Below are 24,056 nucleotides of genomic sequence, written 5' to 3' on the forward strand. Positions count from 1 at the left end.
AGGGTCGCCGAACAGGCCGCCGGCGGGAGCTCGCCACGGCGGCCGTCCCCGAGGTCTGCGCACCGGCCGGCACCGACCACGTCCCGCGCACGCTGTGCGCGCTCGCCACCCTCGACCACGTCGGCTCGCGAACCGGCCCGGCCCGAACGGAATTCACCGCCACGGAGAACATCGACCCGGACGGCCGCCCCGGCCTCCGCTTCACCCAAGGCCCGCACCCCGAACCCGCGCGCGGAACCCGCGCCCGGAACCCGCGCCCGAACCACGATCCGGCCCGGAGGCCGGGCGCTCACCCCGTGGCCCGCTCCCCGATCACGATCCGCGCGATCAACTCGCGGCGACTGGTCACCCCGGCCTTGGTGAACACGGCCTTCAGATGGTCCTGGACGGTGTACGGCGTCATCGCCAGGGCACGGGCGATCTCCTTGGTGTCGCAGCCGCGAACGGCCAGCAGCGCCACCTCCTGCTCGCGACCGGTCAACCCGTAGGCGGCCAGATACAGCGGCATCGTCTCGGCCGGCGAAGCCGGCGAGGCCACGACTCCGACGTGGCCGTCGGCGAGGCCGTCCAGGAGCGAGGCGTGCAGCACGAACCAGCGTCCGTCACGGGTGCGCACCCGGACCTTGGCCGACGAGACGGGCACCCCGGACGCGGCCAACCGAGCGTGCTCGGAGACCACCGCGAACGCGGTCGGCACCGAGAGCGCGCCGACCGCGTCGTCGGCGAGCTCGGCGAGCAGGCACTGCGCCCGCTCGTCGGCGGCCACCAGACCGTTCCCGGGCCCGAGCACGACCATCGCGGGCGCCTGATCGCCCGACGCCGCCGGCGCGGCGACCCGGTGGCACGCGCGCAGCGCGTTGCCGATGTGCCGGGCCGCGACGTCCGCCAGATCCCGCTGCCGGCCCAGGTACGGACCACGATCCGCCGCCCGCATGAACGCCGCACAGCCCCACATGCCGCCCCGCGTGTCGAAGACGGTGCGCATCTCGTCCCCGAAGCCGGCCGGTGCGATCTGTTCCCGGAATCGAAGGCTGCGCTCGGGCCGGCCCCGGGTCGCCCGGTCCAACGTCTCGGCCCGAAGCCCGCTGTGCCGGATCTTGGGAAAGGTGCTCACGTCGTCGTGCCAGACCTCCAACCGCACCGCGGCGTGGAAGCCCTCCAGGCTCAGATCGTCACTCAGCACCGAGGTGACCAATCCGGTCGCCGGGTCCGCGGTATGCCAACACACCGCGTCGAACTCCAGTACGTCGCGCAGCAGTTCGTCGGACCGGCGAAAGATCGCGTCGGCCTCCAGGCCCGCCCCGGCCAGTTCACGCAGGCCCTCGATCGCCCGCCGCGCACTCACGCCACGTGATGCCATGGCGCGAACGTAACACGCAGGCAACGACCGCGTCCGCAGAGCGACCGTCGGGGCGGACGCCGGGGGTCGACACGCGGTCTCCCGCAAACCTCCCAGGGATCTGGGATATCGCCGTACCGATGACGATCGCGAGGATGTCCACACGTGTTCCGCGACACCGTGTCCGGTTCGGAACGGACCGCGCGCTCCCCCCGGGACGCCGAGCCGCCCTGTGGATCCCCGCCCCGGACCGGGATCCGCAGGGCCTTCGTCGTACGGCGACACCCGGCCGCGCCCGTGTCCCCGACCGCGGCATCGCCCGATCACACTCGCCGCCACCCGCGACCCCCTGAGGCGATCCTCGAGCGCCACGCGACCCGCGCGGCGGCCTGGCCCACCCATGCCCGGTCGGTCGGTCGACCCCGGCCACCGGAACGAGGAGTCGGAGGTCCCCCATCACTCGCGAGCACACCACCCCCCGCGTCGGGTGCGCATCCGCACGGTCGACACGACCGCGCTGCCGATCTTCCTCACCATGCTCGACCGCGCGGCGGCCTGGCCGGCCGCCTCCGGTCGCGAGGGCCAATGGGGCACCGAACCGTGGTCCACCCGTCCCGAGGCCGTGCGACGCGTGGACAAGGTCCTGCGCCACGGCCACGCCCGACTGGCCGAGATCGACGGTGAACCGGCCGGCGGCTGCGTCGCCTCCGACACACCCTCCGAGTACATCCCGGCGGCCGACGAACCCGAGTGGTTCGTCAACCTCCCGGTCACCGACCGGCGCTTCTCCGGAGCGGGCGTCGGCGCCGCGCTGATCGAGGACGTACGCCGTGAGGCGACCCGTCGCGCCGTCGACCTGATCCGGGTCGACTGCTACGCAGGCGGCGACGCTGCGCTCGTCGAGCAGTACAAGGCGCTCGGCTTCACTCCTCTCTCGCAGTTCGAGGTCGACCGCCCCGGATAGCCCCCCTGGTCCGGCCGGTTGCTCGGGCTGTGCCTGAACTCCCGGCAGCCGTAACGCTCCACGATCGCGACTCGCGATCCGCGACCGCGACCGCGAACACACCCTGAGCGCGGGGGACGACCTCCGGCCGGACTCCCCCGCGCCCGACTCGACCGTCCGCCCGACCGCGTGCCCGCCACTCGCGCAACCGGGCGCCCCGCCGCTCGCACGGCCGCCCGTGCGGCCGCTTGCGTAACCACCGATCGACGCTGCGCGACCCGTGGGCAAGTACCGGTAACCACGCGGAAGTTACTCACGAGTATGCCGTGACTTGTCACGCGATCACGCCTAGAACTTGTTCCCACTCCGTCCCAGAGTGAGGAACGTCACATGAGCGATTCCGCCATGCGCAGCAACAGTTCCAAGGGTTTCTCGCGCCGCACTTTCGTCACTGGAACCGGTTCCATCCTCGGCGTCGCGGCCCTCGCCGGCCGCGCCGGCGCGGCCCAGTCGACGGCGGCTGCCTCCGCCGCCTCGATCCCCTCCGGGGCACGCGTCCCGGCCCTGGTGATCGGCACCGGGTACGGCGGCTGTGTCGCCGCACTGCGTCTGGCCCAGGCAGGCGTCGACGTGCACATGATCGAGATGGGAATGTCCTGGGACACCCCCGGCCCGGACGGCAAGATCTTCGCCAACACCACCTCCCCCGACGCCCGTTCCTTCTGGCTCCGCACCAAGACCAAGCAACCGCTGAGCAACTTCCTCGGCTTCCCGATCGACCGGGACATCCCCAGGTACACCGGCATCCTGGACGCCGAGGAGTTCGCCGGCATCACCGTCTACCAGGGCCGAGGCGTCGGCGGCGGTTCGCTGGTCAACGGCGGCATGGCGGTGACCCCCAAGCGGGAGAACTTCGGCGCCATCCTGCCCTCGGTGAACGCCGACGAGATGTACAACACCTACTACCCGCGCGCCAACGCCGGTCTGGGCGTGGCCACCATCGACCCGGCCTGGTTCGACACCACCGCCTGCTACCAGTACGCCCGGGTCGGCCGCAAACACGCCCAGCGCTCCGGCTTCCCGTTCGTGTTCGTGCCCACCGTGTACGACTGGGACTACATGAAGCAGGAGGCCGCCGGCGTCGTCCCCAAGTCCGCGCTGGCCGGTGAGATCCTCTACGGCAACAACTACGGCAAGAAGTCCCTGCAGAAGACCTACCTCGCCCGGATCCGGGACACCGGCCGGGTCACCATCTCCTCACTGCACAAGGTCACTTCGGTCTCCCCGGCGGCCGGCGGCGGCTACACCGTGGTGATCGACCGGATCGACACCGGCGGTGCCACCACGGTCACCAAGACCGTCGTCGCCGACAAGGTCTTCTTCGCCGCGGGCAGCGTCGGCACCAGCAAGCTGCTGGTCCGGCTCAAGGCCACCGGAGCACTGCCCGCCCTGAACGGCGAGATCGGCCAGGGTTGGGGCGACAACGGCAACGTCATGTGCGGCCGGGCCAACCACCTGTGGGATCCCACCGGTTCCCTCCAGTCCTCCATCCCCACCGGCGGCATCGACAACTGGAACGCCGGCGGCGCGTTCGCCGAGGTGGCCCCGCTGCCCACCGGCATCGAGACCTACGCCTCGTTCTACCTGTCGATCACCAAGAACCCGAACCGCGCCCGGTTCTCCTGGAACGCGGCGACGGGCAAGGTCGACCTGAACTGGCAGTCCTCCTGGAAACAGCCGTCCATCGACATGGCCAAGACCATCTTCGACAAGATCAACGCGAAGGAGGGGACGATCTACCGGACCGACCTCTTCGGCACGTACAAGATCTGGGGCGACCACCTCACCTACCACCCACTCGGCGGCGCGGTGTTGACCAAGGCCACCGACAACTACGGTCGCCTGCACGGCTATTCCGGGCTGTACGTGATCGACGGCGCGCTGATCCCCGGCAACACCAGCGTCAACCCGTTCGTCACCATCACCGCCCTCGCCGAACGCAACATCGAGAAGATCATCGCCACCGACCTGTGACGCCGGCCTGACCGCGCGCCCCGGTGAGCCCTCACCCCCCGGTGCGAGCACACTCCCGGGGCCGTCCGGAGCACTCCGGCCGGCCCCGGACCACACACCGCGCGGCCGACGTCGCGGCGCCCCGCGGCACGCGGCATCATGTGCGCGTGATCACCATTCATCTGAAGTACGAGATCGACGCCGACAAACTGGCGGACTTCGAGGAGTACGGCCGGCGCTGGGTCGGCCTGGTCAACCGCTTCGGCGGCACCCACCACGGCTACTTCCTGCCGAGCGAAGGCGACAGCGACATCGCCTACGCGCTCTTCTCCTTCCCCGGCTTCGCCGCCTACGAGCGGTACCGCGTCGACAGCGCGACCGACCCCGAGTGCCAGGACGCGATCCGACTCGCCCGCGAGACCGGTTGCATCAAGCGCTACGAACGCCGCTTCCTGCGCCCGCTCGACGCCGGCTCCTGACCCGGCGATCGCGGCGTCGACCGACCACCGTCGGGAAGCTCCCGTGCCACACCGGGCCGGCCCCGCGACGAGATGCGGCGTCACGCCGGGGACCGACGGCGCCCGATCTCAGCACCGGTGGGACATCGCCTCTCAGTGCCGGTGGGACATCGTCGACTCGGAGACCAGCAACCGCAGCAACTCGTCCCGTCCCCCGCGCCGGAAGGCCTCCCGCTGCCGATCGGCCGCGGTCCCCTCCCGCATCAGCCGGTGCACCAGCGCGTCGACCTGACGGGCGTCCCCGGTATCCGCCAAAGCCGGGGTGACGTACTCGATCAACCGACCGACCAGCTCACCGGCCTTGAGGCGGTGCGGCGTGTACGGGTCGACCAGCACGTCGGTCAGACCGTGCCGCGCGGCGTACCACTGCGCCGCCGCGACGAGCTCGGGGGCGGGTCGAGGCGACGGCTGCCCGGCCGTCGCCTCCCGCAGCACGGTGGTCACCAGAGCCCGGACGATGCCGGCGAGCATCACCGCGTCGTCCACCCTGAGCTGCACGTCCATCGCCCGGACCTCGACCGTGGGATAGCGGTCGGAGAGCCGGATCTGCCAGTAGACCCGGGCCCGGTCGCGCAGCACGCCCGCGTTCAGCAGGTCGTCGATCCTGGCGTCGTAGTCGTTCGCGTCGACGAAGGCGGGCGGGACCCCACTGACCGACCAGCGGCCGAAGACGATCGTGCGCCAACTCGCGAAGCCGGTGTCGCCCCCCTCCCACAGCGGAGAGTTCGCGGACATCGCCACCAGCAGCGGCAGCCACGGGCGCAGCCGATTGAGCACGGTCACGCCGGCGTCCCGATCGGGGACCGCGACATGGACGTGCATCCCGTTGATGAACATCTCGTCGACCAGGCGCGGGGCGTCCGAATGCAGCGACCGGTAGCGGATCCGGTCGGTGACCTCGGCCGGGGGGCCGGGGCCGAAGGGCGAGGACCCGGACGCGACCAGGACGCATCCCGCCTGTTCGGCCGCGGCGGCCACCGAGTGACGCAGCCGCAGCAGGTGGCCGCCGACCTCGTCGAGCGTCTCGCACACCGGTGTGGCGACCTCGACCTGCATCTGCAACAACTCGGGCTGGATCTCGCCGCCGGCCACCGCCGGTTGCAGGTCCGCCGCCGCCCGAACCGTCTCGGCCATCGGCACCGGCAGGCCGTCGACGGGATCCACGAGCAGGTACTCCTCCTCGACGCCGAGCGTGATCACGGCCGCCCCCCGACCACGACGGGCACGGCTCCGCGAGCGAGCGCGCGGCGTACGGGGGCCACCCGTTGCCCCGAGGTCGAGCACACCATCGTGGACTCCTTCCAACCGTGACCACCGACGACGCCCCGCCGCCCCCGTCGGCCGAGCGGCGTCCACCCGACGCCCATCCGCCGCGTCCCCGCCTCGACGCGTGGATCCGCGACTCGCACGCCAAGGGCGCCGCAGGCGCGGCGCCCTTGGTCGGACTCGTGACTCAGACCGGCGTCCCCTCGTCGGCACAGTCGTCGGAGAGTTTCGCGACGGGGTTTATGGTCCGCTCGACCTCGCTCATGCACGGGCCGCAGAACGTCTCCCGTCGCCGGGCGCCGTCCACATCCCGGCTGGGGGGCAACGTCACCCCGCACATCGCGACGTCCTCGCTCTCCATCGCGTGCCACACCACGCTTTGTGCGTCCTGGACCGCTCTCATCACGTGCATGTCCGCTCCCGTGTCGTGAGATCCATCGACCTCACCATGTAATCCGCTGTGGGCTCGGCCCGCACGCCCAGCGCTTCCCGGACGGCGGGTGATCCGGGGCTCCGGGCACCCGATCAGGCACAATCCCGGTCGACGGCTTGGGCCGCGCGGGTGAACGCCACCCCCGGTCTCACGCCCGGCTCACCCTCGGTGACGCGCGACACGTATCGACGCGGCACGGCGTGGCCGAGAGCGAGGACCTGCGGCTGATCTCGGTGGGTGACCCGGCGGCGTACCGGGAGGCGATCGAGGTGGGGTCGACTCTCGGGCCAGACACACCCCGGCCGGGCGCGGCGCCTCCGCGTCCCGGCCGGAGCTCCCACTCCCCGCCGGGTCCCGGTTCGCGCGCTCGAAGCGGACCGGTCGGGCTGCGTCGGGGGCGTCGGTGTCGGGGCCCACGCGATCGTTGAGCGTGGGTCAACGAAGGCGCGGCGGATCGACGTTGATCGGGAGGGTGCGCCGGTGGAGAGTTGAGGACGTCGGCGGCGCGGCCCGGTCGGGATCGGTGACTGGCCCGCCCCCACCCCATTCGAGCATCGGAGCAGCATGCCCTCCCCCACCCACCGTCGCGACGGCCTCGAAGTACGCCTGGCGAGTCGTCCCGTGGGCGAACCCCGGGCGGAGGACTTCGAGTTCGCCCGGATCGAGGTTCGCGAGCGGGAAGCCGGCGAGGTCCTCGTGCGCAACACCTGGATGTCGGTGGATCCGTTCACCCGCGAATGGATGCACGCCGACGCGTACGTGCCGCCGTTCGTCATCGGCGAGCCGCTCGCCGGCGGCGCCGTCGGCGAAGTGGTCGCCTCGCGCGCGGAGGGCCTCCCGGTCGGCACGACCGTGTCGCACTTCGCCGGATGGCGCGAGTACGCCGTGCTGGGCGCCGACGCGGTCGCCGCGGTGGACACCGCGCTCGCCCCGGTCGAGACGCACCTGGGTGCGCTGGGCAGTACCGGCCTGACCGCCTACGCGACGCTGACCCGGGTACTGCCCGTGCAACCCGGCGACGTGGTCTACGTTTCGGCCGCCGCCGGCGCCACCGGCAGCGTCGCGGGACAACCGGCCCGCCGACTGGGCGCGGCCACGGTGACCGGCTCGACCGAGGGGGCGGAGAAGACCCGACTCCTCACCGAGGAGTTCGGCTTCGACGTCGGCATCGACCACACCCGGGGCCGACTGCGCGAGGACCTCGCCCGGGCCGCCCCCGACGGCGTCGACCTGACCGTGGAACTCGTCGGCGGCGCGCACCTGGAGGCCGCCATCGACGCCGCCCGGGTCGGCGGCCGGATCGCCGTGGTCGGAGCGATCTCCGGGTACAACGCCACCGGACCACTGCCCGGACCCACCAACATCTTCGCCACCGCCACCAAGGAGCTCACCCTGCGCGGCATGGCCGTCACCTCGTACTTCGGGCTCGCCGAGGAATGGACGAAGTTGGCCGCGCCCCTCCTGGCCGACGGTACCCTGCGCACCCGGCACACCGTGCTCCCCGGCCTGCGGCGGGCCCCGGAGGCGCTGATCGCACTGCTGCGCGGCGAGAACATCGGCAAGATGCTGGTACGGCTGGAGCACTGACGCCGGCACGGTCGCGCGCCGACCCGCGACGGCCCGGAGCGTGCCCGCGATCCCCGCCGGGCGATCGCGGACACGCCCTGACGACCGCCCGCCGAGCCCACCTGAGATCATGCTCGGGCCCTGCACGACGATCTGGACGAGGATCCGTGGAACGCTACGAAATCGAGGCCTTTCTCACCCTCGTCGAGGAATTGCACTTCGGCCGTGCCGCCGAGCGGCTGCGCATCTCCACCGGCCGGATGAGTCAGACCATCGCGAAGCTGGAACGCGGAATCGGCGCCCGGCTGTTCGAGCGCACCAGCCGCCGGGTCGCGCTCACCCCGATCGGCTGCCGGTTCCACGACGACCTGCGGCCCGGCCACGAGCAGATCGAGCGGGCCGTGGGGAAGGCGATCATGGCCGCCCGGGGCTTCGACGGCCCGCTGCACGTCGGCTTCCTGGGCGCCGCCGGGGGCCAATTCCTGTTGGAGGTGATCCGTGCCTTCCGCGCCGAGCACCCGACCTCCGAGGTGGACCTCCAGGAGTTCCAGATGAACACCTCGATCGCCGGGCTGCGCGCGCACAACTCCGATCTGGTGCTGGTCACCCGCCCGTTCGCCGATCCCGATCTGGTGATCGGACCCACCCTGTGGGCCGAGACCCGCTACCTGGCGCTCCCGTGCGAGCATCCGTTGGCCTCCCGCGCCGAGATCGGGCAGGAGGATCTGGCCGATGTCACGCTGCTGCGCATGCCGGCCAACTGCCCGTCCTCGGTCGCCGAGGACCGGGTCCCCTCCCGCACCCCCGCCGGCCGGCCGATCGCCCACGGCCGGCCCGCCACCACCTTCCTGGAGGCACTCGCCCTGGTGGGTGCCGGCGAGGGCGCGTTCACCGTGGGCGACCAGGTGAACCGCTTCTACGTCCGTCCCGACGTCAGCTACGTCCGGATCGCCGACGCCCCGCCGATCGAATGGGGGCTGATCTGGCGCAAGGCCCACGAGACGGAACGGGTGCGCGCGTTCAACGACCGGGCCGTCGCGCTGAGCCGCACCCGTACCGCGTCATGACCCGGCGTCCCGCACTCCCCGCTGCTGCGCCGCCCACTGCCCGGTGATCGGGACGTCCAGCACCGCTTTGCCCCGGACTTGGCGGGACAACAGCGCGTCGGCGGCGAGTTCGGCCTGCTGCCACGGGCCCCGCCAGCCGATCTGCGGCCTCAGTCGACCCGATTCCAGCAACCCGAGCAGCACCGCGAGGTCGTCCGCGAAGGGGGTCGCGACGTTGAAGTTCTCCAGTCGGCCGCGCGCGGAGTTGGTACCGGCCACCTCGAAGTCGATGGTGGTCGGCTGCCGGGCCGCCCGGCCGATCGCCTGCACCACCCCGTCCGCCTCCAGCCGGTAGAACGCCTCGGCCAGTTGCGGCCCGCCGACGTTGTCGAGCACGCCGTACACGGGAGTCGACAACGCGCCGGGTCCGGGCACGATCTCGGCGGCGCCCAACTCCCGCAGTCCTTCGGCCCGTTCGGGCGAACCGACCGAGGCGATCACGTGCGCGCCGGCGAGCGCGGCCAATTGTACGGCGAACCGGCCGACGCCGCCGGAGGCGCCGGTGACCAGGACTCGGCGGCCGAGCACGGAGCCCAGTCGGCGGACGGCCTGGAGAGCGGTGACGCCGGCGACCGGAAGGGCGGCGGCGACGCCCAGGTCGACCGCCTCGGGGACGACGGCCAGGTTCGTGGTGTCGGCGGCGCGCAGTTCGGCCCACGCGCCGTCCCAGCCGAAGGTGACCACGCGGGTGCCCACCTCGGGTCCCGAGCCGTCGGCCGCGGCGCGCGCGACGATCCCGGCGGCGTCCCAGCCGGGGACGTGTCCGGTCGGTTCGCCGCTCGGCCGATAGGCGATCTCACCGAAGTTGAGCGAGAAGGCGGCGACCGCGACCAGTACCTGGTGCTCTCGCGGGCGCGGGTCCGGCGCGTCGGCCGCGTGCAGGCCCTGCGGGCCGTGGATGAGTGCTCGCATGTGTGCTTCCCGTGTGCTTCCCGGTCGGTCCCCGGCGCGCGGGGAGCGCGCGCCGGGGACGGGGTGGACGCCGATCACCGGTGGGTGTCGGCGAGGTGCGGTCGGTTGCCCGCGGCGACGGCCGGGGAGATCACCCCCGCGTCATTCGCGCGGTTGCGCGTCATCGGTGCCATCACCAGTCGATGGGGCAGTTCCAGTTTGCCGACGGTGAGGGGTTCGAAGAATCCGGGCATGAGGACGCTCCTGTGCGGAAAGACACCCCCGTCGCGGTCGTGACGGAGGCACCCCTCAACCCTCGTCGGCCGGCGCGAACCGAACAACGCCGGATCCGACAAGGAACGGCGCGTCGCGCTAAACGATCCGCGCCCGGTCAGGGGCGCGCACGCGCTCCGGGCATCGGGCCCTCGCGTTTGAGCGTCTCGACGATCGGCGTGGTCTCCACGCTCGTGATGCCCTCGACCGAGCCCAGCGATTCCGCGATGAAGTCGTACAGGTCCGCCGTGTCGCGACACAGCACGCTCGCCAGGAAGTTCGCGCGTCCGGTCGCGGCGGCCCCGAACACCACCCGGGGGTCGGCCGCGACGACCTCGGCGACGGCGTCGAGGGCGGACGGGCGCACATTCATCCACAGGAACGCGCACAGGCCGTAGCCCAGGTTCGCCGCGTCCGTCTCCACCTCGAAGAACAGCACGCCCGTGCCGCGCAGCAGTTCCACCCGCCGGCGCACCGCCGACTCCGAGGTTCCGCAGGCTCGGGCGAGTTCCGCGTACGAGGTGCGGCCGTCCCGGGCCAGTGCCGCGAACAGTTCGCGGTCGCCGTCCACCCACGCGGGCACCGGCGTGTCCCACGACGGCTGCGGAGCGGCCCGGGTCAACGCGTCGACCTGGGCCGGGGTGAGGCCGATGTTCTGCCCCTGCCACGTCGTCGGCCCACCGACGACCACGCGCAGCAGGCAGTACATCTCCAACCCGATCACCCCGGCCGCGCGGCCCAGTTGCCGGGACAGTTCGCCCCCCGGGGCCTCGGGCCCCTTCGCTCGGGTCACGCACATCACCTCGGTGCCGGCCGCCAGCACTTGCAACCAGGACACGTCCGGTCGCCGGCCCAGACCCTGGGCCACCGCGTCCACCGCGTCCGGCACGCACCGCACCCGCAGGACCCACGACGTCTGACCGGTGCGTCGGGTATCGGTGATCGGTACCACCCGGATCGCGCCGCTCGCGCGCATGCGGCGATAGTGCCGCAGCACGGTCGCGTCGGAGACGCCCAGCACTTCGGCGATCCGCGCGAAGGGTGCACGACCGTCGATGTCGAGCGCGTGCAGGATGGCCAGGTCGACGGCGTCGAATTCGATGGATCCCATCACCCGAAGCCTAGCAATGATGGGAATCCGCCGTATCGAAGCTTCACACTCGACCGGGTCACGCGAATACGCGACTGTTTCCGTCAGCGGCGCCGAGCGGACGACGGCCCGCGCCGCCCGCGTCTCGCCCGACCCCGTCCGGTCGGGATCCGACGCGACCCTCAGCAAAGCCATGCAGCCCATCCGACCCATCGGGTCGCCTCGGCTCGTTCCGCCAAGGAGTCATCGTGCGCAAATGGGGACCGCTCGTCGCGGTCTGTCTCGGATCGTTCATGCTGCTCGTCGACGTCACCATCGTCATCGTCGCCCTGCCGGACATGGGCGCCGACCTGGGTTCCTCGTACACCGACCTGCAGTGGGTGTTGGACGCCTACTCCCTCGCCCTGGCCGCGCTCATGCTCGGCGCCGGGTCGCTCGCCGACCGGGTCGGCCGACGGCGGGTCTTCGTCCTCGGCACGATGTTGTTCACCGCCGCGTCGCTGCTGTGCGCGCTGTCCTTGGACACGGCGACGCTGATCGCGGCGCGGGCACTGCAGGGCGTCGGCGGCGCGGCGATGTTCGCCACCACGATCGCCCTGCTCGGGCACGCCTACCAGGGCCGCGACCGAGGCGTCGCGTTCGGCGTGTGGGGATCGATCAGCGGGGCCGCCGCCGCGATGGGGCCCATTCTGGGCGGCCTGCTGACGCAACATCTCGGCTGGGAGGCGATCTTCCTGATCAACGTGCCCATCGGGGTGGCGACCGCGCTGATGGCCTGGCGGGTGCTCGGCGAGTCGCACGGGAACCGCTCGGCGCGACTGGACCCGATCGGCATGCTCACCTTCACCCTCGGCGCGGCACTGCTCACCTACGGGTTCGTCCGCGCGGGCGGAGCCGGCTGGACCGAGGGCGGGACCCTCGCCGTGTTCGCCGGCGCCGCGCTCGCGTTCGTGGTCTTCGTGGTGACCGAGGTCCGGGTCGCCGAGCCGATGATCGACCTGGCGCTGTTCCGCCGCGCGTCGTTCGGCGCGATCATGGCCGCCGGCCTGCTGATCCAGTTCGCCGCGTTCTCCGGTTTCCCGCAGATGTCGGTGTGGCTCCAGTCGGTGCTCGGGTACGGCCCGGTGGAGGCCGGACTGGCACTGTTGCCGCTGGCCGCGACCTCGTTCGTGGTGTCCGCGCTGGCGGGCCGGTTCCTGCTCGGGGTGGCGCCCACATGGTCGATCGGGATCGGCGCGGTGTTCATCGGCGTCGGCAGCCTCGCGCTGACCCTGGTCGACGCCGGATCGGGCTGGGCGGCTCTGACTCCCGGCCTGGTGCTGGGCGGGGTCGGAGTGGGCCTGGTCATGCCGCAGTTGGCCGGCGCGGCGCTGGCCGCCGTCCCGCCCGCGCGCGCCGGGATGGCCGGCGGCGCGCTGAACACCTTCCGACAGTTGGGCTTCGCGCTCGGCATCGCCGTGGTGGGTGTGCTCTTCCGCGACGGCGCGGCCCACACGCTGCGCGAGGCCGGGTCGGTCGACGGCGACCCGCACGCCACCGCCGAGGCGCTCGGCGGCGGCCGGGCCCAGGAGATCGCGGCGGCGGCGCCCGCGGACTCCCGGGATGTCGTACTGGGCACCCTGCGCGAGGCGTTCGCGGCGGGAATGGACCGCACGTTCGTGCTCTGCGGGGTACTCGGGATCGCGGCGGGCGCACTGGTCCTGCTGACCGGTCGGGCCGCACCCGCCACCGCGGCCGCGCCCCCGGACCGGCGGCCGGCACCCGACTCCGAGACCGCACCCGCATCCGCGTCGCGGTGACGTCACACCGGCACGCGCCGCCCGGGAAGTGCCCCGGGCGGCGCGTGTTCGCGGCCGTCCGCGGGCGTCAGGCGTGGGCCATTTCGACCACCTTGGCGGTGGGCGCGTTGCGCTTGACCGAGTCGATCCCGTTCATGCACGCCGCGCGGGTCTCGTAAGCCTCACCGACGGCGATGATCTGCCCGTTCCCGGCCTTCAGCCTGAACCGGAACTTGCCTGCCTTGTCGGTGTACATCTCGAACTTGGCGGCCATCACACACACCTCCGTGATCGCGTCGCCCCTATCATGGTCTCGCTCCGCGCGCCCGCCGGCATCCGCACCAGCCCGTCGAGGCCCCGGGTCGTGGCAGCCGCCTCGGGCGGTCGCGGGTCCTCGATCGGGAGTGTCATCTCGGGGTCACGGTGCGTTGCCCAGCGCCTGGCGCAGCGGCAGCGCGCCGGTGGCGATGTGGATTCCGCGCGAGACGATCCGCGCGTTGGTCGAGTCGAGCATGGACAGTCGGGACAGCGGCGCGGGCCCGTCGTCGTGCAGCGAACAGCACAGGAGCAGCATCGTGCGCAACGCCCCCGGCGGGAACTGCGCGTCGGAGGCGGTGACCACCTCGCGCAGCGTCCGCCAGCGCACCGCCGCGTAGCGGCCGTCGTCGGACCAGTCCAGGCATACCGCGTACAACTCGGGGCGGCGCACGAACGAGCCTTCCTCGGTGAGGATGTACGTGGTCGCCTGGTCCGCGTGGCTGCCCTCGGCCGCGCGGTAGAGCGCGGCCTCGATCACTTCCGAGGACATCGCCGGGACGGAGGCCCCGTCGGTGTGGCGGGTGGGGCGCGCCGTGACCCGGTCGCCGCGGTGCTTGGCGTCGTTCCGGTTGCGCCGGCTGCTCGGGCGACGATCGGTGCTCATGAGACAACCCTTCGGGCCGGGTCCGGTGCCCACGTGTGGGCGGGGGCGAGCAGGTGCGCGGGTTCCACCTTGAACAGTTGGGCCAAACGCTCCACATCGTTGAGGTCGAAGGGGAGTTCACCGGTGAAGCGACGCCACGCCCAGGACCGGCCGTGTCCCAGTGCCTCGCCGATCGCACCGTCCGTGTAGCCGTCGCGCCGTGCGAGCATCCGCACGTTGCGCACCACGATCATCCGGATCGGTTCGTTCGAATCCGAGTCCCGGGTGGATATCGGCTCCGCCGTTCTCGTCCCACGCACCCCAGGCGCAACATCTCTCATCTCCGCAGAGTAGATCGCCACTTGCGGGAGCGGTAGAGCACAAGGAGGACAATCATCCCTCTGTGCGGGAAAGTTGCCGCGTCACACGAACGCGTCGAACCTCGGAACCGGGTCCGGTACGGGCTTGCGGATCTTCAGGGGTGGGTCCGGTACGGGCTTGCGGATCTTCAGGGGTGGGTCCGGAACGGGCTTGCGGGTCTTCGGGAGCCGGTGGGGAGCCCGCCTGCGGGTCTTCGGAACCGGGTGCGGACCCGGTCGAAGGGTCGTCGGGGCCCGGCGCGGAACCGGCCTGCGGGTCTATGGCCGCACCTCCGTGTCCGCCAGCGGGTCGGACCAGATGTCCAGGGGCACGAAACCGGTGGCGTGCCCGTTCGGGCCGACCACGCGGCCCATCTGCTTGATCACCTGGATGGTGACCGCGCTGTCCACCACCTCGACCCGGGGGAAACGCCCGGACCACTCGGCCTCCAGGGTCGGTACGTCCGCCGCCCGGCGCAACCACACCACGACGACCAGGTTGGCGGTGCCGGTGACCACGGCGCACATGCGCACGTCGGCCGACGCGGTCAACCGGGCGGCGGTCTCGTCCAGTTCGGCTGCCGGCACCCGCAGCCACCAGGTCGCGCAGACCGGCCAGCCGGTGAGCGAGCGGGCCACCTCACCCCGGAATCCGGCCTGCCCGCCGGCGGTCAGCCGGGCCAGCCGGCGGGCCACCGTGACGCCGCTGGTGCCCAGTCGGCGGGCCAGTTCCGCGGTACCCAGTCGCCCGTCGGGGCCCAGTTCGAGCAGCAACGCCCGGTCCGCGTCGTCCAGTGCCCGGGTGGGCCGGCTCGACATGCGCGGCGGGCCGCTCAGCAGGTCGCGCTGCTCGCGGTCCAGAGCGCGCAGCCGCCACGCGCCCGAGTCCTTGTACAGGCGCAGCGGGAGCTGGACCCGGATGCCGGTGATGCCCGGGACGGACGGCAGCCGGATCCGCAGGTATTGCGCCAGCGCGTCGGCGTCGGCCGCGGCGGCGGTGATCAACAGGTCGCGGTTGCCGGTGAGGTACTCGACGTTGAGGGCGTGTCGATGCCGGGCCAGGCGCGCGGAGACCTCCGGGATCCGGCCCGGAGCCACCCGGATCTCGACCAGCGCGACGCTCGTGCCGCCGAGTACCCCGGGACCGCCGCCCGGGTGGCAGGTGATCCACGCGGCGCCGCTGCGCTCCAGGCGGCGCCAACGGCGGGCCAGGGTAACCGGGTCGACGCCGAGCACCGGTCCCAGCTCGGTCCAGGTCGCGCGCGGCGACAGTTGCAGCGCGTGGACGAGCGCGAGGTCGAGTTCGTCCAGCGCTTCCGGGCCGAGCGCCGCTTTCGATTCCTGCATCAGCCGGGCCTCTCGGGATCACTTTCGGCATCCACGATGCCGGCACGCGTACGGCGGCAACCCTGGTGGGGGTCCGTGGCGGTGCCATGGACGGCCCACGACTGCAGCGAGGACGTACGGTGAAACCGCTCCGACGGCACGACGGCACCCTGTTCCGGGACCTGAACCACAACGGCACGATGGAGCCGTACGAGAACCCGGGCCTGCCGATCGAGGAGCGGGTCGCCGACCTGCTGGCCCGGATGACGTTGGCCGAGAAGGCCGCGCTGATGTGCCACGGGCGGATCGCCGGCAGGCGGGCGGACGCCTTCCCGACCGACTGCGAGGCACTCACCGGGCTCGGCGTCAGCCACTTCCTGGTGATGTCCGCCCCGACCGCCCCGGTGATGGCGCGGTGGAACAACCACCTCCAGGATCTGGCCGCCGGCACCCGGTTGGGCATCCCGGTCACGTTGTCCTCGGACCCCCGGCACGGGTTCGGCGACAACCCGGCGGCGGCGCACACCGGTGGCGGGTTCTCGCGCGGGCCGGAGCCGATCGGTCTGGCCGCCACGAACGATCCCGGGCTGGTTCGCGAGTTCGCCGCCGCCGCGGCGCGCGAGCTGCGCGCGGTGGGCATCCGGGTCGCGGTGCATCCGATGGCCGACCTGGCCACCGAGCCGCGCTGGGCGCGGATCGCGGGCACCTTCGGCGAGGACGCGGAGAGGGTGTCACGGATGCTGGCCGCGTACATCGGCGGCATGCAGGGCGCGGCCCTGGGCGCCGAGAGCGTGGCGTGCATGGTCAAGCACTTTCCCGGCGGCGGCCCGGTGGCCGGCGGCGAGGACCCGCACTTCGCGTACGGCCGGCTCCAGGTCTATCCGGGTGGCCGATTCGAGCACCACCTGCGGCCGTTCGAGGCCGCGCTCGCGGCGGGCGTCGCCCAGGTGATGCCGGCGTACGGGATCCCGGTCGGCGTCGGGCTCGCCGAGGTCGGCTCGGGCTTCAACCGGGACGTGATCGCCGGGCTGCTGCGCGGCCGGTACGGCTTCGACGGCGTGGTGTGCACCGACTTCAATCTGTTGCGGGGTATGCCGATTCCCGGTGTCGGCGACTTGCCCGCGCGCAACTGGGGGGTGGAGCACCTGCCGCTCGCCGAGCAGGTGCGGCTGCTCCTGGACGCGGACGTGGACCAGTTCGGCGGCGAGATCCGGCCCGGGTTGATCGTCGACGCGGTGCGCTCCGGTGCGGTCGCCGAGGCCCGGATCGACGCGTCGGCCCGGCGGATCCTGCGCGACAAGTTCCGCCTGGGCCTGTTCGAGGACCCCTACGTCGACCCGGACGCGGCGGAGGAACTGGTCGGCCGGCCGCGGACCCGTGCGCTGGGTCGTCGCGCGCAGCGGCGCTCCCTGGTCCGGTTGCACGGCGAGGTGCCGGCGCACGGCCCGGACCGCAAGGTGTACGTGGAGAACATCGATCCGGAGTCGGCATCGCGCTACGGCACGGTCGTGGACCGGCCGGCGGACGCGGACCTCGCGGTGCTGCGCCTGAACGCCCCGTACGAGCCGCGCGAGGGACTGCTGGAGCGGTACTTCCACGCCGGTTCGCTGGAGTTCCCGGCGCCGGAGTCGGCCCGCCTGCGCGAGTTGGCCGCGCTCGTCCCGCTCGCCGTCTGCGTGTTCCTGGACCGGCCCGCCGTGCTCACCGAACTCGCGGACGTGGCATCCGTGTTGCTCGCCGATTTCGGCGCGGACGACGACCTGGTGTTGGATGCGGTGTTCGGCCGCGCCCCGGTCGACGGGCGGTTGCCGTTCGACCTGCCGTCGTCGATGCGCGCGGTCGAGGAGTCCCGCGAGGACGTGCCCTTCGACACCCGCGACCCCCTGTTCCGCTGCGGCCACCCGGGGCCGCCGCCGGCCGGGACGAGCGAGCCGAGCACGGGCCCGGTGCGCTGACCCTGCCGCATGCCGCTCCGGCTGTCGCTTCGGTGTTCACGACCGGGCCGATTCCGCCCACGCCGAGGTCAGTCGGTCCACGATGCGGTGCAGCACGTCGTCCGCGAAGCCGAACGGGACGCGCAGGCACCGTGCTGCGCCGTTCGACGGAGGTGCCCGAGGAGGGTCGCGGGCCCGCGCGGTCGTTGCGGCGGGTCTTCCTGGACGGCGTGCTCGTGAACGTGCCGAATCCCAAGGTCGTGCTCTTCTTCCTCGCGTTCCTTCCGCAGTTCGTGCCCTCGGGGGCGTCGCCGACCCGGGCCAGGGTGTGGATGGTGGGCCTGGGTGCGAGCGTGTCCGCGATCGGCCTGCTCGTCGGGCTCGGCTACACGTTCGCCGCGGACGCCGCCCGGCACCTGGTGGGCGGCGGGCGTCCCGGGCGGGACCGGGCCAGGTACCTGGTGGGCGGCGTCTACCTCGCGCTGGGACTGTTGGTCGCGCGGTGACCGGGGCGCCGTTCAGCGCGGGCGCCGACCCTCGCCGGTCGCGGGTGGCGGTGCGTTGCTCGGTGGTTGGTTGTCCACGGGCGAACCCCGGCGCCCGCCCGGCGCGATGCCGGGCGGGGTATCGGGCGAGGTATCGGGCGGCGCGGTGCGGGGCGGGACACTGGGCGGCGCGGTGCCGCCGTGCGGGACACTGGGCGGCACGGTCGAGACGGCACTCGGGTTCGGCGCGGGCACGCCCGCCGGGGACTCCGGCGTCGAGGCGGGCGCGGTCGTGGTCGGCCCGCCGGTCTCCGGCGCGGGCCCGGCCGGCGGTACGGTCACCGGGCGCGGGGCGTCCGGGGCGGAGATCGCGCCGGTCACCGCCCACCCGGCCGCGGCCAGCGCGAACACCGCCACCGGCACCGCCAGTCGGAGCGGGACGCGCCGCGTCCGCGCCGGTGCGATCGGCAATGGCACCTCGCGCGGGCGCACCGTCGCGGGGGTCACCGCGTCGGCGCGTCGGCCCAGCCAGTCGCGCAGTTCGGCCTCCAGGGCCGTGTGCTCGGGCGTCCCCGACCGCAGGGGTTCACCGCCGTGTCGAGTCACGCCTCGTCCTCCATCAGCAGCCGGTGCAGTGCGGTCAGCCCGCGACTCGCGGTGGATTTCACGGTGCCGGACGGTATGCCCAGCGTGCCGGCGATCTCGCTTTCGCTGAGGTTCTCCCAGTAGCGCAGCACCAGCACCTCGCGTTGCCGTCGGGTCAGCCGTCCCAGCGCGTGGCGCAGTCGCCGGTCGCGTTCGGCGCGCAGCGCGTCGTCCTCGGGCGAGGCCACCGGCGGCGGCACCGGCGGTATCCAGGCCCGCGCGGTCCGCCGTCGACGCAGCACCGACCGGGCGCCGTTGACCACGCAGCGCCGCAGGTAGGCGGGTGGGTCGTCGAGTTCGCCCAGGCGCGCGCCGTGCCGACGGAAGGCCGCCGTGAAGGCCTCCTGTACGACGTCCTCCGCGGTCTCCTGGTCGTCCACCAGCAGCGTGGCCAGGCGCACCAGGCGCATCCGGTGCGCGTGGTAGAGCTGCGTCATGGTCGGCGGCGGCTCGCCGGCCTCCCGGGTCCGCCGGCGGAACAGGCCGAAGGCACGCCGGCGGGGCGCCGCGTCCGGGTTGGGCGGCGTCCGGGGGGCCGGGATCGGGTCGCGGTGGACCCGGACGTGGGATTCCTGGATGGCCGTGAACTCCTCGGATGCGTACCGATGGACTGCCGATGCCGTGGGTCGGCGCCGCGGCCGGCCGGTGGCCCGGGGGCGTCGACGTCCCAGGGCCACCGGCCGGTTCCACGCACCGATCAGCTCGCGGTACCGCCGCGACGCCGGCCGAGCACGACGGCACCGCCGCCGAGCAGGAGTAGTCCCGCGGCGCCGCCGATGTACAGCGCGGTCTTGTCGTCACCGCCGGTCTCGGCGAGGCGGCGTTCCGCCGGCGCCGGGGTGGCCGCCGGGTTGCCGGCCCGCCCGGGCGCCTCGGCGGGCGGCGGCGTGGTGGCGACACCGGGGCGCGCGGCCGGGGGCACGGTGCCGACGCCGGGACGCGCGGTCGGGGGCACGCTGGGGGTGCGGGCCTCGGGCGCCGCGTCCCGAGGCGGCTGCGTGGCCGGGACCGCCCGGGAGTCCGAAACGCGCGCCGGGCTCGCCGGCGAGGTGTCGTCGGCCATCGCCGGGCTCTGCGTCAGCAGCACGGCCGAGGCCGCCAGAACGAAACCGGCGCCGAGCACGCGACCGGCGCGAACCCGGGCCCGGCCGGCGGGCGGCGACGCGGTCGTGCGGGGAGGGACACGCGGGGAGGGAATGAACACCGTTCTCCTTGTCGAGCATCGAACGGACCGCCGTGCGCACACGCCGGCCGCCACCACTCGGTGACGGACATCCAGACGCGCGGACCCTCGCCGGGTTCCCGATTGCGCCGAACTTTTTTCACCCGCCGCCGAGCCGCCCGTCGCGGTTCGCCCTCCTCGGCACGTATCCGTTCGGTGGATCGAGGCGTGGACCATCGACGACTGCGCGAACAGACGGGCGCCACATACCCGAACGGATATGGCTGACCTCGGATTCGGCATTTGTATGTCATGTCCGCCGGGGTCAGGATCCATGTGACGCACTGTGAACATCGGCCGCCGCAGCGGCTTTGCGGAGTCAACGCCCGCCCCCGAGTGGATAGGTCACCCATGAGTAATTCGGCTCCGAAAGAGGGCATCGACGGCGGTGGAAAGACGGCGGGAAGAACCGCCGTCGCGACTTTGGCCGGAACCACCCTGGAGTGGTACGACTTCTTTCTCTACGGCACCGCCGCCGCACTCATCTTCGACAAGCAGTTCTTCCCGTCGCTGAGCCCCGCGGCGGGTACTCTCGCCTCGTTCGCCACCCTGGCCGTCGGATTCGTCGCCCGACCGCTGGGCGGACTGGTCTTCGGTCATTTCGGCGACCGTATCGGCCGCAAGGCGACCCTGGTGGTGTCGCTGGTGATGATGGGAATCGGCTCGACCCTCATCGGCGCCATTCCCAACTACGACGCGATCGGCTACTGGGCGCCCGTGCTGCTCGTCGTGCTGCGCGTGGTGCAAGGCATCGGTCTGGGCGGCGAGGGCGCGGGCGCGACACTGATGTCGATGGAGCACGCCCCGGCCGGCAAGCGGAACCTGTACGCGGGATTCCCCCAGATGGGAACACCCGCCGGCCTGGTCCTGGCGAACATGATCTTCCTCGCCACCAGCACGGTGATGAGCGATCACGCATTCACCTCGTGGGGCTGGCGCGTCCCGTTCCTGATGAGTTTCGTCCTGGTCGCGGTGGGCCTGGTGATCCGGCTACGGGTCACCGAATCCCCATCCTTCGATCATGCTCTGGAACAGGGCGAGGTGGTCCGCTTTCCGCTCGCCGAGGCATTCAAGGTCGGCTTCCCACGCCTGGGCCTCACGCTGCTCGCCGTGGTCGCCAATTCCGCCGTCGCGTACGTATTCATGGTTTTCACGCTGTCGTACGGAACCAAGCATCTCGGCTATGAGAAGAGATTCCTGATCCTGAGCATCTCGGCCGCCGCCGTGTTGTGGTTCGCGAGTATTCCGCTGTGGACACGAATCGCCGACCGATACGGCAGACGCACCATGTTCATCGGCGGTTCGGCCGCGATCCTGGCGTGGTGTCTCGCCTTCTTCCCTTTGCTGAACACCGGGAATTCGGCGCTCGCCGTGTTGGCCCTCGCCGGAATGGGCCTCATCATTCCGATCACGCACTGTGTCCAGGGCGGGATCATCGCCGACACCTTCCCCGTCCACGTCCGGTACTCGGGGTCCTCGTTGATCCTGCAACTCGGCGCCGTCCTCGGCGGCGGACTGGCTCCGACGATCTCCACCGCGCTGTTGAACTCCGGCGCCTCCTCGACCGGCGTGACCTGGTATCTGGCGGCGATGTGTCTGGTCAGCCTGGTCGGCGCGATCGCGCTGTTCCGCGTGGTCCCGGAGAGCTCGCAGGAACCGGTCGTACGTCCCGGCGCGGTCGCCGCGGAGGCGTGAGGCACGCTACGAGGCGTGAGGCACGCTACGAAGCCCACGCGCTCGGGACCGATCGCGCCGCGGACCGCGGCGGCCGGTCGGGAGGTCAGGAGCGGCGGCGGGGCTTGCCGCGCTTGGCGCCCTTGCCGGCGCCGGGGCCGCCGCGGGCACCCTTGCCGGTCGACCCACCGGCGGCGCCGGGCTTGCGCTTGGCGCCGCTCGCGTCGGGGCGCTGGGACTTCGCCTTCGGTTGGGCCGGCGTCTGGGCCCGGCCGCGCGAGCTGTTGACGGTGCGTCCGCGGACGATCCCGATGAACTCCTCCACCAGGTCGGTGGTGTGCGCCTCGGGCCAGGACAGCGCCACCCGCGACTCGGGAGCGTCGGACACCGGCCGGTAGGTCAGGTCCTTGCGGTGATGCAGACGGGCCAGGGACTGCGGGACGACCAACAGGCCCACCCCGGCCGCCACCAGTTCGACCGCGTCCGCCGTGGTCGCCGGCCGCTCCTTGGCGGGCACCCCCGGCCGGCGCTCCCACTCCAGGGTGTCGTCGAGCGGATGCAGCACGAGCGCGTCGGCCAGATCCTCCGCGAGCACCTCGTCGACCCCCGCGACGTCGTGGTCCTTGGGCACCACGACCACCGTGGTCTCGGTGTAGAGCGGAATCGCGCTCAACTCGGTCCGGTCGATCGGCAGCCGCACCAGCCCGGCGTCGGCGTCGCCGGCGCGCAGCACGTCGGCCGCGTCGGCCGCGGACACCGGGATCAACGTCAGCGGCACCTCCGGCAGCCGCTCGTTCCAGACCCGCACCCATTTCGTGGGGGTCACCCCCGGAACGTACGCGAGCCGGAACGGGGTGGGTACTTGCGAGCCTGTCACCACGTCAGGTTAGCGGCCATGATCGGAGGCACCGCACACGGTCGCTACTCTTGACACCATGACGTCGCACAAGACCACCCAGACGATGAAGCCCGCGACCGCGGCGAAGAAGCTGGGCGTGTACCTCCAGGCCACCCCCGCAGAGTTCCAAGAGGGTGTCGTCTCCCGCGACGAGTTGAACGCGCTGCTGAGCGACCCGCCCGAGTGGCTCCAGGAGCTGCGCCGCAACGGCCCGCACCCCCGGCCCGTCGTGGCGAACAAGCTCGGCGTCTCGATCGCCGGCCTCGCCCGCGGCGGCATCACCGAGGCGCTCACCACCGCGGAGATCGACGCGCTGAAGGAGGACGGCCCGGAGTGGCTGCGGCAGGAGCGCGCCACCCAGGCCGAGGTCCGGAAGGAAACGATCCGGATCAAGGAGAAGAACAAGGAGAAGAGCGCGGAGCGGCCCGTGGAGCGCCCCGCGAAGCCGCGCCGAGCGCGTTCCTGACCCACCGGCACCGCGGCCGGGAGCCGAACACCGGTTCCCGGCCGTCGCGGTGGCCCGCCCGGCCCTATCGCGTGTCGTGGTCCAGGCCCGCGGTCGCGAGCAGGTAGGCGGTCATCGGCTCGTAGTCGCGGGCGTCCACGACGTGGTCGTCGAGCGGGACGGTGACCGTGACGGTGCCCTCGACCTCGCCGAGGAACAGCGCCGGGTCGTTGCAGTCGGCGAACGCGACCGTGGGGATGCCGTATTGCCCGGCACGGCCGGCCCAGCCGTGGTCGGCGACGACCAGGTCCGGCCAGGGTCGCCCGGCCGCCGCGAGCGCGTCCAGGATCGCGCTCATCGGCTGCGGCGCGTGGGTGTGCCACAGCGTGGCCCCGCGCTCCAGCACCGCCACACCGCCGAACTGCCGCACGCTGCCGCTGGTGTCGTCGTCGCCCTCGGTGGTGTGCAGTCCGCGGGGGATGTCGAGGATCTCGGCGCCGGCCGCCCGCAACGCGCGACCGATGGCCCGATGTACGTCCAACAGTCCGCCGGGGTGTCCGGTGGCGATCAGTACGCGCAGCCGGCGCGCGGCGGCGTCGCGCAGGACGGCGGCCATACGATCGAGCCCGTCCAGGGTCAGTCGCGCGTCGATGGTGTCCTGACCGGTGCGGTGCTCGGGGTCCGCCCGCACGCCCACCCGCTCGACCATCACGTCGAGCACGTCGTCCTCGGTCTTCCAGCGGTCGCCCAGGTCCAGGCCCAGCCAGAACCGCCGGTTGCCCTTCACCAGTTCCGCGTAGTGCCGGAGATTGACCTCTCGCGGTGTGGCCACCCGGCCCGCGATGCGGGTCGTCTCCAGGTGCCGAATCAGCTCGTCGCGGGACGGAGGGGTGTTCGGCGTCGTCATGCCGCCATTGTGCCCACCCGACAACCGCCCGGTGGTGGGCGGGG

The 24,056-nt window shown here is 72.4% G+C and carries 25 protein-coding genes; 10 read left to right on the plus strand and 15 right to left on the minus strand.

Features of this window, described 5'->3' with window-relative positions; all coding sequences use genetic code 11:
* Nucleotides 1-289: 289 nt before the first annotated feature.
* On the minus strand, nt 290-1,360 hold the full coding sequence (locus tag ACIRL2_RS34025) for a LuxR C-terminal-related transcriptional regulator (protein ID WP_395870114.1): 1,071 nt from the start codon (nt 1,358-1,360) through the stop codon (nt 290-292).
* A gap of 466 nt (nt 1,361-1,826) precedes the next feature.
* On the opposite strand from ACIRL2_RS34025, the gene ACIRL2_RS34030 reads away from it, so the two are divergent.
* The 3 genes from ACIRL2_RS34030 (at nt 1,827) to ACIRL2_RS34040 (ending at nt 4,774) form a co-directional block, all read left to right on the plus strand.
* The gene (locus ACIRL2_RS34030; RefSeq protein WP_402237329.1) at nt 1,827-2,303 is read left to right on the plus strand and encodes a GNAT family N-acetyltransferase; all 477 of its coding nucleotides are present in this window, start codon (nt 1,827-1,829) and stop codon (nt 2,301-2,303) included.
* A gap of 369 nt (nt 2,304-2,672) precedes the next feature.
* Entirely contained in the window at nt 2,673-4,316 is a 1,644-nt protein-coding gene (locus tag ACIRL2_RS34035; protein ID WP_402237332.1) for a GMC oxidoreductase, read from the plus strand.
* 146 nt (nt 4,317-4,462) lie between these two features.
* A complete protein-coding gene (locus ACIRL2_RS34040; RefSeq protein WP_402237334.1) occupies nt 4,463-4,774 on the plus strand; it encodes an NIPSNAP family protein in 312 nt (103 codons plus the stop codon).
* 132 nt (nt 4,775-4,906) lie between these two features.
* Here ACIRL2_RS34040 and ACIRL2_RS34045 read toward each other — a convergent pair whose 3' ends face one another.
* Both ACIRL2_RS34045 and ACIRL2_RS34050 read right to left on the minus strand, forming a co-directional pair.
* The gene (locus ACIRL2_RS34045) at nt 4,907-6,013 is read right to left on the minus strand and encodes a glutamate--cysteine ligase (RefSeq protein WP_395870122.1); all 1,107 of its coding nucleotides are present in this window, start codon (nt 6,011-6,013) and stop codon (nt 4,907-4,909) included.
* Between the two features lie 253 nt (nt 6,014-6,266).
* Nucleotides 6,267-6,491 (minus strand): hypothetical protein, encoded by a 225-nt coding sequence (locus ACIRL2_RS34050; RefSeq protein WP_331770523.1) that lies wholly within the window; start codon nt 6,489-6,491, stop codon nt 6,267-6,269.
* Between the two features lie 585 nt (nt 6,492-7,076).
* Between ACIRL2_RS34050 and ACIRL2_RS34055 the strand changes: the two genes are divergently transcribed.
* Nucleotides 7,077-8,099: an NADP-dependent oxidoreductase gene (locus ACIRL2_RS34055; protein WP_402237337.1), complete on the plus strand. Its 1,023-nt coding sequence runs from the start codon at nt 7,077-7,079 to the stop codon at nt 8,097-8,099.
* A 146-nt stretch (nt 8,100-8,245) separates the two neighbouring features.
* Entirely contained in the window at nt 8,246-9,145 is a 900-nt protein-coding gene (locus ACIRL2_RS34060; protein ID WP_395870126.1) for a LysR family transcriptional regulator, read from the plus strand.
* On the opposite strand, the gene ACIRL2_RS34065 is transcribed toward ACIRL2_RS34060, so the two are convergent.
* From ACIRL2_RS34065 to ACIRL2_RS34075, 3 genes are all read right to left on the minus strand, one after another.
* The gene (locus tag ACIRL2_RS34065) at nt 9,140-10,096 is read right to left on the minus strand and encodes a zinc-binding dehydrogenase (protein ID WP_395870128.1); all 957 of its coding nucleotides are present in this window, start codon (nt 10,094-10,096) and stop codon (nt 9,140-9,142) included. The genes ACIRL2_RS34060 and ACIRL2_RS34065 overlap by 6 nt on opposite strands.
* A gap of 74 nt (nt 10,097-10,170) precedes the next feature.
* Nucleotides 10,171-10,329, minus strand: a complete 159-nt coding sequence (locus ACIRL2_RS34070; protein WP_402237341.1) for a hypothetical protein — start codon at nt 10,327-10,329, stop codon at nt 10,171-10,173.
* 137 nt (nt 10,330-10,466) lie between these two features.
* Nucleotides 10,467-11,459: an Lrp/AsnC family transcriptional regulator gene (locus tag ACIRL2_RS34075; protein ID WP_402237343.1), complete on the minus strand. Its 993-nt coding sequence runs from the start codon at nt 11,457-11,459 to the stop codon at nt 10,467-10,469.
* A gap of 227 nt (nt 11,460-11,686) precedes the next feature.
* Between ACIRL2_RS34075 and ACIRL2_RS34080 the strand changes: the two genes are divergently transcribed.
* Complete coding sequence (locus ACIRL2_RS34080) at nt 11,687-13,237, plus strand: MFS transporter (RefSeq protein ID WP_402237345.1); 1,551 nt, start codon at nt 11,687-11,689, stop codon at nt 13,235-13,237.
* 67 nt (nt 13,238-13,304) lie between these two features.
* On the opposite strand, the gene ACIRL2_RS34085 is transcribed toward ACIRL2_RS34080, so the two are convergent.
* From ACIRL2_RS34085 to ACIRL2_RS34100, 4 genes are all read right to left on the minus strand, one after another.
* Nucleotides 13,305-13,490 (minus strand): YegP family protein, encoded by a 186-nt coding sequence (locus ACIRL2_RS34085; RefSeq protein ID WP_395870136.1) that lies wholly within the window; start codon nt 13,488-13,490, stop codon nt 13,305-13,307.
* 144 nt (nt 13,491-13,634) lie between these two features.
* Nucleotides 13,635-14,138: a hypothetical protein gene (locus ACIRL2_RS34090; RefSeq protein ID WP_395870137.1), complete on the minus strand. Its 504-nt coding sequence runs from the start codon at nt 14,136-14,138 to the stop codon at nt 13,635-13,637.
* Nucleotides 14,135-14,371, minus strand: a complete 237-nt coding sequence (locus tag ACIRL2_RS34095) for a helix-turn-helix domain-containing protein (RefSeq protein ID WP_402237348.1) — start codon at nt 14,369-14,371, stop codon at nt 14,135-14,137. The genes ACIRL2_RS34090 and ACIRL2_RS34095 overlap by 4 nt, the downstream gene beginning before the upstream one ends.
* 384 nt (nt 14,372-14,755) lie before the next feature.
* Nucleotides 14,756-15,823 carry an Lrp/AsnC family transcriptional regulator gene (locus ACIRL2_RS34100; RefSeq protein ID WP_402237351.1) on the minus strand — a complete coding sequence of 356 codons (1,068 nt, stop codon included), beginning with the start codon at nt 15,821-15,823 and terminating at the stop codon, nt 14,756-14,758.
* Between the two features lie 179 nt (nt 15,824-16,002).
* On the opposite strand from ACIRL2_RS34100, the gene ACIRL2_RS34105 reads away from it, so the two are divergent.
* Entirely contained in the window at nt 16,003-17,757 is a 1,755-nt protein-coding gene (locus ACIRL2_RS34105; RefSeq protein ID WP_402237512.1) for a glycoside hydrolase family 3 protein, read from the plus strand.
* Nucleotides 17,758-17,888: 131 nt separating this feature from the next.
* Nucleotides 17,889-18,242, plus strand: a complete 354-nt coding sequence (locus ACIRL2_RS34110) for a LysE family translocator (protein WP_402237353.1) — start codon at nt 17,889-17,891, stop codon at nt 18,240-18,242.
* Between the two features lie 12 nt (nt 18,243-18,254).
* Here the strand turns inward: ACIRL2_RS34110 and ACIRL2_RS34115 are convergent, their stop codons facing one another.
* From ACIRL2_RS34115 to ACIRL2_RS34125, 3 genes are all read right to left on the minus strand, one after another.
* Nucleotides 18,255-18,827, minus strand: coding sequence for a hypothetical protein (locus ACIRL2_RS34115; RefSeq protein ID WP_402237355.1), 573 nt, complete (start codon nt 18,825-18,827; stop codon nt 18,255-18,257).
* The gene (locus ACIRL2_RS34120; RefSeq protein WP_395870144.1) at nt 18,824-19,303 is read right to left on the minus strand and encodes an RNA polymerase sigma factor; all 480 of its coding nucleotides are present in this window, start codon (nt 19,301-19,303) and stop codon (nt 18,824-18,826) included. Before ACIRL2_RS34120 ends, ACIRL2_RS34115 begins: the two co-directional genes overlap by 4 nt.
* Before the next feature lie 260 nt (nt 19,304-19,563).
* Nucleotides 19,564-20,070 (minus strand): LAETG motif-containing sortase-dependent surface protein, encoded by a 507-nt coding sequence (locus tag ACIRL2_RS34125; RefSeq protein WP_402237359.1) that lies wholly within the window; start codon nt 20,068-20,070, stop codon nt 19,564-19,566.
* Nucleotides 20,071-20,526: 456 nt separating this feature from the next.
* On the opposite strand from ACIRL2_RS34125, the gene ACIRL2_RS34130 reads away from it, so the two are divergent.
* The gene (locus tag ACIRL2_RS34130) at nt 20,527-21,783 is read left to right on the plus strand and encodes an MFS transporter (RefSeq protein WP_395870334.1); all 1,257 of its coding nucleotides are present in this window, start codon (nt 20,527-20,529) and stop codon (nt 21,781-21,783) included.
* A gap of 85 nt (nt 21,784-21,868) precedes the next feature.
* Here ACIRL2_RS34130 and ACIRL2_RS34135 read toward each other — a convergent pair whose 3' ends face one another.
* Nucleotides 21,869-22,639: a LysR family substrate-binding domain-containing protein gene (locus ACIRL2_RS34135; protein ID WP_395870148.1), complete on the minus strand. Its 771-nt coding sequence runs from the start codon at nt 22,637-22,639 to the stop codon at nt 21,869-21,871.
* Nucleotides 22,640-22,697: 58 nt separating this feature from the next.
* Between ACIRL2_RS34135 and ACIRL2_RS34140 the strand changes: the two genes are divergently transcribed.
* Complete coding sequence (locus ACIRL2_RS34140) at nt 22,698-23,126, plus strand: DUF5997 family protein (RefSeq protein WP_395870150.1); 429 nt, start codon at nt 22,698-22,700, stop codon at nt 23,124-23,126.
* A 64-nt stretch (nt 23,127-23,190) separates the two neighbouring features.
* On the opposite strand, the gene ACIRL2_RS34145 is transcribed toward ACIRL2_RS34140, so the two are convergent.
* Nucleotides 23,191-24,012, minus strand: a complete 822-nt coding sequence (locus ACIRL2_RS34145) for a phosphatase (protein ID WP_402237362.1) — start codon at nt 24,010-24,012, stop codon at nt 23,191-23,193.
* Nucleotides 24,013-24,056: the final 44 nt, after the last annotated feature.

Source organism: Embleya sp. NPDC127516 (assembly GCF_044765325.1).
GTDB lineage: Bacteria > Actinomycetota > Actinomycetes > Streptomycetales > Streptomycetaceae > Embleya.

Excerpts from the sequence above, each read along its gene's own strand:
- ACIRL2_RS34025 (WP_395870114.1), bottom strand. The coding sequence starts at position 1,360 with ATGGCATCACGTGGCGTGAGTGCGCGGCGGGCGATCGAGGGCCTGCGT.
- ACIRL2_RS34120 (WP_395870144.1), bottom strand. The coding sequence starts at position 19,303 with ATGACGCAGCTCTACCACGCGCACCGGATGCGCCTGGTGCGCCTGGCC.
- ACIRL2_RS34140 (WP_395870150.1), top strand. The coding sequence starts at position 22,698 with ATGACGTCGCACAAGACCACCCAGACGATGAAGCCCGCGACCGCGGCG.
- ACIRL2_RS34095 (WP_402237348.1), bottom strand. The coding sequence starts at position 14,371 with ATGATCGTGGTGCGCAACGTGCGGATGCTCGCACGGCGCGACGGCTAC.
- ACIRL2_RS34065 (WP_395870128.1), bottom strand. The coding sequence starts at position 10,096 with ATGCGAGCACTCATCCACGGCCCGCAGGGCCTGCACGCGGCCGACGCG.
- ACIRL2_RS34100 (WP_402237351.1), bottom strand. The coding sequence starts at position 15,823 with ATGCAGGAATCGAAAGCGGCGCTCGGCCCGGAAGCGCTGGACGAACTC.
- ACIRL2_RS34075 (WP_402237343.1), bottom strand. The coding sequence starts at position 11,459 with ATGGGATCCATCGAATTCGACGCCGTCGACCTGGCCATCCTGCACGCG.
- ACIRL2_RS34055 (WP_402237337.1), top strand. The coding sequence starts at position 7,077 with ATGCCCTCCCCCACCCACCGTCGCGACGGCCTCGAAGTACGCCTGGCG.
- ACIRL2_RS34070 (WP_402237341.1), bottom strand. The coding sequence starts at position 10,329 with ATGCCCGGATTCTTCGAACCCCTCACCGTCGGCAAACTGGAACTGCCC.
- ACIRL2_RS34035 (WP_402237332.1), top strand. The coding sequence starts at position 2,673 with ATGAGCGATTCCGCCATGCGCAGCAACAGTTCCAAGGGTTTCTCGCGC.
- ACIRL2_RS34105 (WP_402237512.1), top strand. The coding sequence starts at position 16,003 with ATGGAGCCGTACGAGAACCCGGGCCTGCCGATCGAGGAGCGGGTCGCC.
- ACIRL2_RS34050 (WP_331770523.1), bottom strand. The coding sequence starts at position 6,491 with ATGCACGTGATGAGAGCGGTCCAGGACGCACAAAGCGTGGTGTGGCAC.
- ACIRL2_RS34145 (WP_402237362.1), bottom strand. The coding sequence starts at position 24,012 with ATGACGACGCCGAACACCCCTCCGTCCCGCGACGAGCTGATTCGGCAC.
- ACIRL2_RS34085 (WP_395870136.1), bottom strand. The coding sequence starts at position 13,490 with ATGGCCGCCAAGTTCGAGATGTACACCGACAAGGCAGGCAAGTTCCGG.
- ACIRL2_RS34090 (WP_395870137.1), bottom strand. The coding sequence starts at position 14,138 with ATGAGCACCGATCGTCGCCCGAGCAGCCGGCGCAACCGGAACGACGCC.